Raw genomic sequence first — 11,195 nt, 5'->3', positions numbered from 1 at the left:
GGCTTTTAGTTAAGCTGGTAGTTTTAATTAATATTGGCGCGCTATTTAGCTGAGCTGGTAGAGATTTCATCTAATGCTAAGTTTACTGCTAGCACGTTAACACGCGGCTCGCCAAAGATATTAAACTGCTTACTGTCGGTATTATCGTCGATCGCTTTTTGTACTTGTTCAACGCTGATTGCGCGTATGCTTGCCACTCTATTTGCTTGCCACTGTGCGGCCGCAGGTGAGATATGTGGATCCAAGCCACTTCCTGACATGGTTACTAAGTCAAGCGGTATCGGCGCTTTGTTCTGTGGATCAACCGCCTTGAGCTTTTGTAATTGCGCTTCAACATTGCTGGCAAGTTCAGGATTTAAAGGTCCTAAATTACTACCTGAGGATTGGGTGGCATCATAACCGTCACCTGCAGCAGAAGGTCGCGTCCATAGATATTGTGGTTGGTCAAACGGTTGACCGATAAGCGCAGAGCCAACCAATTGTCCCTCTTTTTCTACTAAGCTACCATTTGCCTGATTGGGCATAGTCACTTGCCCGACGCCCGTCATTATTAATGGGTAGCATAACCCTAAAATGATACTTAATAGTATAAATAGCAATATAGCAGGTTTGAGCATCGGCATATGAGCAGCAGCGTTATCTAGTGCGTTGCTGGTATCTGTTGCGTCTTGCACTGATGGCTTAGTGTTGGTATCTGGGTGAGAATGAGTATGCATAGTAATATTCCTTATGAATGGTTAGACCAATTGCAAGACGTTGATAAGCATATCGATAAGTTTAATACCCACAAACGGTAGCAGCAGTCCGCCCAATCCATATATCAAGAGGTTTCGGCGTAATAAGTTAATAGCAGAATCCGGACGATACTTAACCCCTCGTAGCGCTAATGGAATTAGAAATACGATGATTAAGGCATTAAAAATAACGGCCGATAAAATAGCGCTCTTTGGGCTGCCCAAATGCATAATATTTAAGACGTTTAGGGCAGGATAAGTACCGGCAAAGGCCGCTGGAATAATCGCAAAGTATTTAGCAACGTCATTGGCCAAACTAAAAGTCGTCAGCGCCCCGCGGGTCATCAGCATTTGCTTACCGGTTTGCACCACTTCAATAAGCTTGGTTGGGTTTGAGTCCAAGTCCACCATATTTGCAGCTTCTTTGGCCGCTTGGGTACCACTATTCATAGCGACGGCAACATCAGCTTGGGCAAGTGCTGGCGCGTCATTGGTACCGTCACCAGTCATTGCTACTAGCTTACCTTGGCGCTGGTAACTACGAATCAGCTCAAGTTTTTGCTCTGGTGTGGCCTCCGCCATAAAGTCATCAACCCCAGCTTCAGCCGCGATAGCTGCAGCGGTTAAAGGATTGTCACCAGTAATCATCACGGTAGTAATACCGATTTTACGAAGTTCAGCAAAGCGCTCTTTGATACCAGATTTGACCACGTCTTTAAGCTCAATAACGCCTAATATCTGCTGACCGTCTGCAACTAACAGTGGTGTACTACCACGGCGCGCCACTTCCTCTACTTGTTGTTCTAAATTACTCGGTAGCGCACCGCCTTGTTCTGTCACCCAATTTACAATGGCATCATAAGCGCCCTTACGGATGCGACGTTGCTCAATATCGGTACCACTCATGCGAGTTTGTGCGGTAAATTCGATAGTTTCAAATGGCTTTGATTTCCAGACATTCTCATCGATATCAAAACGGCTTTGGGCCAGTTTGACGATACTGCGACCTTCTGGTGTCTCATCGGTTAGCGAGCTAATCAATGCCACTTCAGCCAGCAAGTTCTCGTTAATACCGTTAGAAGGCAGAAATAACGAAGCTTGGCGGTTACCATAAGTAATGGTACCGGTCTTATCGAGCAATAGCACATCGACATCGCCAGCAGCTTCTACCGCCCGTCCAGAGGTCGCAATCACGTTAGTTTGCATCATACGGCTCATACCTGCTACCCCAATAGCCGATAATAAACCGCCAATCGTTGTTGGAATTAGGCAAACCAATAATGCGACTAAAATAACAATGGAGATGGGATCGCCTTGACCTGATGCGAGCACTGCAAACTGAGAGAACGGCAACAGGGTCACGCAAACCATTAAAAATATCAGGGTTAGTGCAATAAGAAAAATAGTCAGGGCAATCTCATTTGGCGTTTTGGTACGTTTGGCACCTTCTACCAAGGCAATCATACGATCCAAAAATCCTTGCCCCGGCGCTTGAGTAATACGAATAATCAGCCAGTCAGACAAGACCTTAGTACCGCCAGTAACTGCGTTAAAATCACCGCCACTTTCACGGATTACAGGAGCGGATTCACCAGTGATGGCTGACTCATCGACTGAGGCAAGACCTTCTATCACCTCACCATCCGCTGGAATGATTTCTCCCATTTGCACTAAGACAATATCATCTTGATTAAGCTCAGTCGCCTGCACCATAGTAGCGGCAGAGAGTCGGTCGCTATCAGCAAGCTTACGAGCTTGCACATCTTGACGTGCCTGCTTAAGGCTCGATGCTTGCGCTTTACTGCGACCTTCTGCTAACGCTTCAGCAAAGTTGGCAAATAATAAGGTAAACCATAGCCAAAACGTAATTAACAAGGTAAAGACCAGTCCAGTTTGACCCTGAATTAACATATTGATGGCTAATATGGTCGTCAACCATGAACCGATATAAACGACGAACATCACCGGATTGCGCCACTGGACGCGAGGATCAAGCTTGAGTAACGCATCTTTTAGCGCCGGTTTAATCAACGCCGGATCTAACAGACCTTGGGCAGGCTTTTCGGGTAAATCAGACTTATCAGGCTCTTGTTGGGGCGGCACATCTAGTGCTTTATTATTAGAATCTATTGAAACATTCATGGTCTTTATTCCTAACATAATCATAAAAAGGGGGCAATTCACCACTAAAAAGGTAAGAGGCTATTTATCAAATTATCAAGTTATCAAATCTGTCAACTTTGCCAAATTTGCTAAAGTCTAGACAAATAGGCAGCGGCTAACCTTTCATCATCCATATATGCTCTACAATAGGTCCAAGCGCTAAAGCAGGAATGAAGGTCAATGCACCAATCATCAGCACGGTTCCAACTAATAGACCCACAAATAATGGCGTGGTCGTCGGTAAAGTACCGCTATTGACTTCAAGTCTTGGTTTTTTCGCCAACGATCCTGCCAAAGCCAGCACTGGAATGATGACCCCAAAGCGCCCGACCACCATCGCAAGCCCAAGCATGGCGTTATAAAAGACCGAATTGGCCCCCAATCCTGCGAAAGCAGAACCATTATTATTGGCAGCAGAGCTAAAGGCATACAGCACTTCACTAAAACCATGAGCGCTAGGATTAAAAATTCCTGCTTGACCGCTGCTAGTCATAACACTAATCGCCGTTCCCATTAGCACCATAGTAGGCGCTGCAAGTAATGCTAATACCACCATTTTCATCTCAAATGGTTCAATCTTTTTACCGAGATATTCTGGTGTCCGTCCAATCATGAGTCCTGATACAAATACCGCTAATATTGCAAATAGCAACATGCCATAGAGACCTGCTCCGACACCGCCAAATACCACTTCACCTAACTGCATCTGTAGCATTAGACCAAAGCCACCCATAGGCGTAAATGAGTCATGCATGGCATTTACTGCACCACATGATGCCGCAGTAGTAATAGTGGCAAATAACGATGAGGCCACAATACCAAAGCGCACTTCTTTACCTTCCATATTGCCACTGACATCAGCAGCGGTTAGTCCTGACACTTGTGACGTTAACCAAGGATTACCAGCAAGCTCGCTGCTCACCGTTAATGAATACATACCGACGAACAATACGGTCATGGCTGCTAATATCGCCACACCTTGCTTGAGGTTGCCACTCATTTTACCGAGACAAAAACATAGTGAAGTAGGAATAAGAAAAATAGCGAGCATCTGAATTAAATTAGAAAAAGGCGTTGGATTTTCAAACGGGTGGGCAGAGTTGGCATTAAAGAAACCACCGCCGTTAGTACCCAACATTTTAATCGCTTCTTGTGATGCGACTGGTCCTAAGGCGATTGTTTGGGTGTCACCTTGTAGGGTTTGTACGTCCATATAGGTCGATAAAGTTTGTACGACGCCTTGGCTCATTAATAACAGCGCGATGATTGTCGCTATCGGTAGTAGGATATAAATATTACAGCGCCATAAATCGACCCACGCATTACCAAGATGAGCGCTTTTCCTAAGCACCAAGCCACGCATCAAAGCAAAAGCGACGGCAATACCCGTTGCTGCTGACAAAAAGTTTTGTAGCGACATACCAAGCATTTGCGTGAGATAGCTCATCGTGCTCTCACCGCCATAAGCCTGCCAGTTGGTATTGGTCATAAAACTAATGGCCGTGTTCATAGCCAAGTCCCAAGTGACTCCACCCATCGCTTGCGGATTGAGCGGTAGATTACCTTGTACCAGTTGCAATATAAATAGCGCCAAAAAGCCAATAATATTGAACAAGACAATAGCGAGTGCATACTGTTTCCAGTTCATCCCAGACGCAATATTACCTTTGGCATCTCGTCCAAGCATACCGAGTGCTGTAAAACCGCGAGATTCAAGACGAGATATCGGCGCCTGCATATGCTGCATAATGTAACCGGATAAAAAATATCCTAAAGTAAATAAAATGAGAAGATAAATAATCAACTGAGATAAGGCCTGGATGGTCATTAGAATGCCTCCGGTTTAATCAGTACGTATAGCAAATAGACAAATAAACCTAGAGCAATAAACCCTGCAAACACTTCCATGGCACTCTCCTAAATCAATAATAACGGTCAGTTAATTAATGGCTGCAAGATTACTAAGACCTTGCTGCTCATTGGATAATGTCGTTAGTATGCTGAGAGAGGTATAAAAGTGTTATTAAGATGAGGAGGTAGGATATAAAGAAAGTATAAAGATGAGAGTTAGTAGATAGGCAGATGTTAAGTGTTGATAATACTGAAGTTTACGGAAAGAGTGCTGGCGCAAAGTGAGGATAGCGCCCAACGTTTTTATAGTATGTCAGCGCAGATTATTAAGCAGCGCGAAGACTATTATAAAATACTGGAGCGAACGCAAAAAGGCGATACTGATATCACGGATTGGCTGTGCTGGTTTCTACAAATGCTAGAACAAGCACTGATTGCTGCTCAAACGGCTATAGATAAAATCATCAATAAAGCCAGCTTTTGGCAGACTCATCGACAGCATGCTTTGAACACCAGACAAGTCAGTAGGCTGAATATTTTACTCACAGACTTTTATGGCAAGTTGACTACCAAAAAATGGGCAGTGATGAATAAGTGTTCTATAGACACAGCACTACGGAATATCAATGATTTGATAGAGAAGGGGATGAAAAAACCTGAGGCTTCGGGGCGTAGTACGAGTTATGAGGTGGCTTTGTGATAAAGATCATGTAGTTCTATGATGCGTAACGAAATAGACGAGCTAGTTCGGTATTCTGTTATAAGCAGTTCCGTTATAGCGGTCTATTTTAAGTGCTCTATTAATAGGTTTGAAGAGTGAAATAACTGGTTCCCTTGGGGTATACCTTAATAGTTTTCATAGGTAGGTATGTATGTGAAAATCAAAACCTCCTTTTCTATACTCGTATGGAATATTAATATCGGCATGTAAGCAGTCTGAGCTATGCTGATAATACCGTAGAAAATAATCTATGAATTTTTAATCAGAAAGCTTAATGATCATGACCTACCTATCGGTTTAACAGTCATTAAAGTTGCATCTAACACTAGAAGCTCGATGCCTGTATAGCGCACCGAACTATAGGCTAACTCTTTGTTAACTCATCATTATAATCGGTCTTTGATGCAGGAACACGTTTGAGCGATACTGAAGAAAATGTAGATAAAATGACAATCTTAGTGCGACTGCTCTGTACCTAGGTATAGCGAAGCAAATGTTATCCATTAGTAAAACGAATAATATAGAAAGCAGAATAGTACTAGCTACAGTCACGTCATCATCGAAATTTTCCGTAAGACTTTAATTCAAATCACTATTTGGACTGTTGCCAAATAAGCGTTTATATTCTCGGCTAAATTGGCTAGGGCTTTCATAGCCTACCTGCATCGCAACCTGTGCTATTTGAGAATCATTGATTACGATCAGACGCCTCGCCTCCATTAATCGTAATTTTTTTTGATACTGTAGCGGACTTAATTGGGTAATCTCTTTAAAGTGTTGGTGAAACCCTGAGACACTCATACCGCATCGGCTCGCTAAGTCTGCAATCACCACGGGTTCATCTAAATGCGCTTTTAGCCAATCGGTTGCTTGTGCAATACGGTGGGTATGACTGCCGTTGATGACCAGTTGTCGCAACTTATGACCTTGTTGTGCTGAGAGCAAGCGATAATAAATTTCTTGCTGTATTAAAGAAGATAAAAACTCAGTATCATTTGGATAATCAAGTAAGTTTACCAATCGCTCAAATGCTTGCATGATAGTGTCATCTAATTGCCATTTTATTCCCAAGTGACTTTCGTTTAGCTGTTGTCTAGACGGTACTCTAGCGAGTACTTCTTGAATCATGACAAGATTTAATTTCATTGATAAAACGATGACAGGATGGTCTGACGAGGCATGCTTAATATGCATACTTAAAGGGATATCGACAGGGCAAAACATCAAGTTGCTACTATCAAATTTTTGGCACTCTTTTCCTAAGTAAATCTCGCGCTCACCTTGTAGAACGATACATATACTAGGCTCTTGGATATAGCTGACGGTTTTACTTGGTCTGTCAGCACAGTAGAAGAATAAGTTTGGAATAGTAGATTCGATGGTTTTATTTTTGGGCAATAGTGTAAGTAATTGCTCAATGGTCTTTGATTGCATGATGTTTTTCTTATTCTTAGGTTTGCTTGATAGTATAAATTTTTGGAGAATTAGGCAAGATTTTTGTAGTACTGTTCTAACGAATTATTGGTTGCGCCTCTATAATAATCCCATCACGACGCATCAAGTCTGATTCTAATAATATTCAATAAATCCAAATAAGGAATGCATCATGAAAGTATTTTATAAAACTCGTGCCACAGCCACTGGTGGTCGTTCTGGGCATACAGGTCTTGACGATGGCTCGCTCGGTTTTGATTTGGTATCATTTCAAGAAAACGATAAAGAGGGTGTGAATCCAGAACAGCTGTTTGCGATGGGTTATGCCGCGTGTTTTGATAGTGCGCTGAACATGACAGCGCAACAAATGAAACTACCAATAACCGCTTCAAAAACATCTGCTCAAGTTGGTATTGGTATGAAAGCTGATAATAGCTATAACTTAGATATAGAGCTATCTATCGAGGTATCTGGTATTGATGAAGCGCAAGCACAAAATCTGATCGAGACGGCTCATCAAGTTTGCCCGTACTCTAATGCCACTCGTGGCAATGTTGATGTGCGCTTGCATGTTACTGTTGTTTAAATAGCGTTCGTGCTTGATAGCTAATAACGATAAGAAATAACACAACAATAATAAAATTTAAAATTGCTTGGCTAATTAGAGTAGCCAAGCAATTTTTTATGGTAATAGGTGATTATTAAAAAATGCAATAGCACCAGTTTATTGTCATATTCTCTAAGAATATAGAATCTCATATAACCTCAGGACAGTTCAATTCAATATGTCCTAATTAAAATACAATTTTCTTATCTTTAGTGTTTTTTATTCAGTTAAAATCCTTGTTATCTAATAACGCAGCAGAAATACGGTTACCCAAATCATATGCAACAAATTCTTGATGATATTGCCGCAGAGATAGCGCTTGAAACCGACCGTGGAAAAGTAGCGGATTACATCCCACAACTGGCTCATGTCGATCTAAACCAATTTGGTATTGCCGTAGCGACACCTGATGGACAAGTATATGCAGCAGGTAATGCGAGCACTCTGTTTTCGATACAAAGTATCTCCAAGGTATTTACTTTAACCATCGGTCTTGGCAAGTTAGGGGATGCAATCTGGACACACGTTGGTCGTGAACCATCCGGAGATCCCTTTAATTCGATCATGGTATTGGAGAAAGAATTTGGTCGGCCGCGTAATCCATTTATCAATGCCGGTGCGATTGCGGTGGTAGATTCAATCATGATGGGGCATGAGCCAAAAGAGATATTGGGTGAAATTTTGAGGTTTGTTCACTTTATTGCAGACGATGATTCGATCCGTTTTGACCATAAAGTGGCAGCGTCTGAGATGGATCACAGAGACCGAAACGCCGCCTTAGCACACTTTATGAAATCCTTTGGTCATCTAAAGCACGATGTGGATAAAGTGCTGGGTGTTTATTTTCATCAATGCTCAATTGCAATGAGTTGTGAGCAGTTAGCCCGTGCAGGTCTCTTTTTGGTGTCTAATGGTGTCAATCAACCCACAGGGATAAGGGTGATTAATGCACAGCAGTCTCGACGGATCAATTCGTTAATGATGATGTGCGGTCATTATGATGGCGCTGGTGAATTTGCCTACCGTGTCGGTCTACCGGGTAAAAGTGGGGTTGGCGGTGGCATTTTAACGATAGCACCAGGTAAAGGATCTATCGCTGTATGGTCACCAGGGCTTGATCATGTCGGAAACTCTAAACTTGGATTAAAAGCATTAGAGCTGCTAGTACAGAAAACCGGCTGGTCGGTTTTTTCGAATTAAAAGCGATCACTTGACTTTTTTAATTCGAACACCCCTGTAAGTACTTGTCCTGTCCAGTTAATATAAAAACTTATCCTCATAAAGGTAGAATCTATTAAAGACAGCTTACTTTAATAGACTGTGTAAAAATTTAACGCGCGATATTAATAGGAAGTCTAATAAAGCGATGACAACAATAGTAATGATTGCCGTTGGGAATAGGATAGCGACAATAAGTAATGGAATCGCAAGCATCCACTCTATAGAAACACTATGACTACGAGCTGGCGGATTGAGTCCAATCATCTCGCTAGCTGAACGAGGACGGCGTTGCCACCACATCACATAACCATTCACACAAATAGCAATAACAGATAGGCAAAATAAGACATTGGCTAATACGCTCCATAACCCAAGCGTACCCATGTGTATGGCAGCACCCGCTGCCATAAATTTACCAAACGCATTGTAATCATCGAAGCGTATATCAGCCAAAACTTCACTGTAGTGGCATAATAAAATTGGACAACTGCTAAGAGATACCATCTTTAAAAAGCCAAGTTAAGTACTAATTAGCTCAACTCTTGCTTGGTAAGGCTGCTGATGCTTAATCACACCGAAACGGATATGCACAAGCTTACGCATCGCCGCACAGACAGCCTGCATTTTGCACTTACCATTAGCAAGCAGACGCTCATACTGCGCCTTAATATCAGGATTATGCTTAATGGCGACTAGCGCTGGCATATACATTTTGGCTCTGATATCACTTGAGCCATTTTTTGCTAAGCTAAACTTGCCTTTAAGAAATTTGCCTTTAAATAGCCATGATTCACTATTTTTGGGAACTAAGCCTAAAAAGGCTGCCATTTGTGACGCTTGACTAAACTGCTTATTATGCATCAGCGACACCATCTGTTTTGAGACAACAGGGCCGACACCTTTAATGGTTTGTAGCAGATTCTAGTCTTGCTTTAAATTGGGATGACGATCGATATGGTCATCAATATCACCATTGAGCTTAACAATGGGCGCTTACAAAGAGGCTATCATCTGCTCAATAGACGCTTTAACGATAGGAGCGGTGTCTGTGGCCTCCGCTTTTTCCAATAGATTCAGCTCAGTTGTAAGTCTTCTTGTGGCGCGTCTAAGCGCGACAGTAAAGACTTGAGATAACGCGTCTCTGCTGGCGGCGGTGTCCATAATTTAGGCTTAGCACTATAGGTGTAGCGGGCTAATAACATACTATCTTTTTTATCCGTCTTGTTGCGACGTCCTAAACTAGCAGCATAGCTTTTGACGTAAGCAGGATTGATGATACTGACGTTAAGCTTTTTATCAAATAGGTAGTAGGCGATGTTCTCGTGATAGACGCCTGTGGCTTCAAGGGTCATGTGGATGTTGTTTAAGTCATCAGTGATGTTAGCAATGAGCCAGTCGATATATGAAAAGATGCTGTTTGCGCTTGATTACTTTGAACAGAATATCAACAGCCATCTATTTTATGACTAGTGCAATTTCACGCTAATTCCAATTCTCAAGACTAAATGTATGATCGTTATGGATATGAGCGAGGATAAAGCAAAGCACTGCTTTGCCCGAGTGCAAGGCGAGAGCTGCGCTCGAGTGACTCGGTTTCATAAGAATAAACATAGTCAGAAATTACTGAACAGGCATAGCCAACGTATCCTTTGGCTACCACCCCACAGTCCTGATCTTAATCCCATTGAAAAGAAATGGGCACAGGTAAAATCTCTACGCCAAGGCTGGATGGAGAATAATCTGCCTAAACTGTTTCATGATATGGGTTGTATCGATTTTATAAAGACTTAACTATGATAATAGGTTAGTTAATTTATAACACTTTTATAAGAGATTGACTATAGAATAAAACTGATTCAAATCGGAAGCAATTTGTAACGATCGCTTTTAATAATCTTTTTATCAGTCGTTGTCGTTATTAATGATACTTAAGAATTATTTTAGAAAATTATTACTTTAACAACAAATTATAGAATTTTGATCATAATAAATACGTTCACAATTTTCTATAGAATATTTTTCAAAAATGCTTTATCTTTCATTAAAAATCACATAGGAAAGTGGCTCGCGATAGCCACTTTTTTTATGCCCTAATTTTTAGTAGATACACTTAGCTTTACGCAACCAGACAGGATGTGTCATGAGACATTTTTATTTAGACTTCATCTTCACAGCTATCGCATTGATGATTGCTGCATGGTGGGGATATTCACATGGCGGTATGGGCGGCTTGATAGCCACCCTATCTATTACCGCTATTTTAGCCGTTATGGAAATCTCATTATCATTCGATAATGCGGTGGTCAATGCCTCAGTTCTTAAAGGCTGGGACGAATTTTGGAAAAAGATTTTTTTAACGGTTGGTATCTTGATTGCCGTATTCGGTATGCGCCTGGTATTCCCGATTGTTATTGTTGCGCTTACCGCAGACCTTGGCATGATGCAAGTTATAGATTTGGCATTG

Annotated in this window: 13 protein-coding genes; 5 read left to right on the top strand and 8 right to left on the bottom strand. The window is 41.8% G+C overall.

The features are described from left to right. Window positions 1–41: 41 nt before the first annotated feature. From kdpC to kdpF, 4 genes are all read right to left on the bottom strand, one after another. Window positions 42–716: a potassium-transporting ATPase subunit KdpC gene (gene kdpC / locus ACMHKH_RS06230; protein WP_413519778.1), complete on the bottom strand. Its 675-nt coding sequence runs from the start codon at window positions 714–716 to the stop codon at window positions 42–44. Window positions 717–737: 21 nt separating this feature from the next. After that, entirely contained in the window at window positions 738–2,876 is a 2,139-nt protein-coding gene (kdpB, locus tag ACMHKH_RS06225) for a potassium-transporting ATPase subunit KdpB (protein ID WP_413519777.1), read from the bottom strand. A 136-nt stretch (window positions 2,877–3,012) separates the two neighbouring features. Further along, window positions 3,013–4,725: a potassium-transporting ATPase subunit KdpA gene (gene kdpA / locus ACMHKH_RS06220; RefSeq protein WP_413519776.1), complete on the bottom strand. Its 1,713-nt coding sequence runs from the start codon at window positions 4,723–4,725 to the stop codon at window positions 3,013–3,015. Beyond that, window positions 4,725–4,805 carry a K(+)-transporting ATPase subunit F gene (gene kdpF / locus ACMHKH_RS06215; RefSeq protein WP_193032053.1) on the bottom strand — a complete coding sequence of 27 codons (81 nt, stop codon included), beginning with the start codon at window positions 4,803–4,805 and terminating at the stop codon, window positions 4,725–4,727. Before kdpF ends, kdpA begins: the two co-directional genes overlap by 1 nt. A 181-nt stretch (window positions 4,806–4,986) precedes the next feature. On the opposite strand from kdpF, the gene ACMHKH_RS06210 reads away from it, so the two are divergent. Then, complete coding sequence (locus tag ACMHKH_RS06210) at window positions 4,987–5,448, top strand: Fic family protein (RefSeq protein ID WP_413519775.1); 462 nt, start codon at window positions 4,987–4,989, stop codon at window positions 5,446–5,448. Between the two features lie 600 nt (window positions 5,449–6,048). Here the strand turns inward: ACMHKH_RS06210 and ACMHKH_RS06205 are convergent. Next, window positions 6,049–6,903 carry an AraC family transcriptional regulator N-terminal domain-containing protein gene (locus ACMHKH_RS06205; RefSeq protein WP_413519774.1) on the bottom strand — a complete coding sequence of 285 codons (855 nt, stop codon included), beginning with the start codon at window positions 6,901–6,903 and terminating at the stop codon, window positions 6,049–6,051. A gap of 172 nt (window positions 6,904–7,075) precedes the next feature. On the opposite strand from ACMHKH_RS06205, the gene ACMHKH_RS06200 reads away from it, so the two are divergent. Then, window positions 7,076–7,489, top strand: coding sequence for an organic hydroperoxide resistance protein (locus ACMHKH_RS06200; protein ID WP_413519773.1), 414 nt, complete (start codon window positions 7,076–7,078; stop codon window positions 7,487–7,489). Between the two features lie 300 nt (window positions 7,490–7,789). Continuing rightward, a complete protein-coding gene (locus tag ACMHKH_RS06195; protein WP_413519772.1) occupies window positions 7,790–8,710 on the top strand; it encodes a glutaminase in 921 nt (306 codons plus the stop codon). Window positions 8,711–8,815: 105 nt separating this feature from the next. On the opposite strand, the gene ACMHKH_RS06190 is transcribed toward ACMHKH_RS06195, so the two are convergent. From ACMHKH_RS06190 to ACMHKH_RS06180, 3 genes are all read right to left on the bottom strand, one after another. Further along, window positions 8,816–9,184: a PepSY domain-containing protein gene (locus ACMHKH_RS06190; protein WP_413519771.1), complete on the bottom strand. Its 369-nt coding sequence runs from the start codon at window positions 9,182–9,184 to the stop codon at window positions 8,816–8,818. Between the two features lie 66 nt (window positions 9,185–9,250). Beyond that, window positions 9,251–9,637: a transposase gene (locus tag ACMHKH_RS06185; RefSeq protein WP_413519841.1), complete on the bottom strand. Its 387-nt coding sequence runs from the start codon at window positions 9,635–9,637 to the stop codon at window positions 9,251–9,253. A gap of 167 nt (window positions 9,638–9,804) precedes the next feature. Further along, complete coding sequence (locus tag ACMHKH_RS06180; RefSeq protein WP_413519840.1) at window positions 9,805–10,110, bottom strand: IS110 family transposase; 306 nt, start codon at window positions 10,108–10,110, stop codon at window positions 9,805–9,807. A gap of 130 nt (window positions 10,111–10,240) precedes the next feature. On the opposite strand from ACMHKH_RS06180, the gene ACMHKH_RS06175 reads away from it, so the two are divergent. Further along, window positions 10,241–10,522, top strand: coding sequence for a transposase (locus tag ACMHKH_RS06175; RefSeq protein ID WP_413519770.1), 282 nt, complete (start codon window positions 10,241–10,243; stop codon window positions 10,520–10,522). Window positions 10,523–10,871: 349 nt separating this feature from the next. Then, window positions 10,872–11,195 (top strand): DUF475 domain-containing protein (locus tag ACMHKH_RS06170; protein WP_413519769.1); only part of this gene is annotated, 324 nt, incomplete at its 3' end.

The organism is Psychrobacter glacincola, from assembly GCF_965118485.1.
Classification (GTDB): Bacteria; Pseudomonadota; Gammaproteobacteria; order Pseudomonadales; family Moraxellaceae; genus Psychrobacter; species Psychrobacter glacincola_D.
Note: the sequence above shows the minus strand (reverse complement) of the source record. Positions and strands in the feature narration are given on the sequence as shown.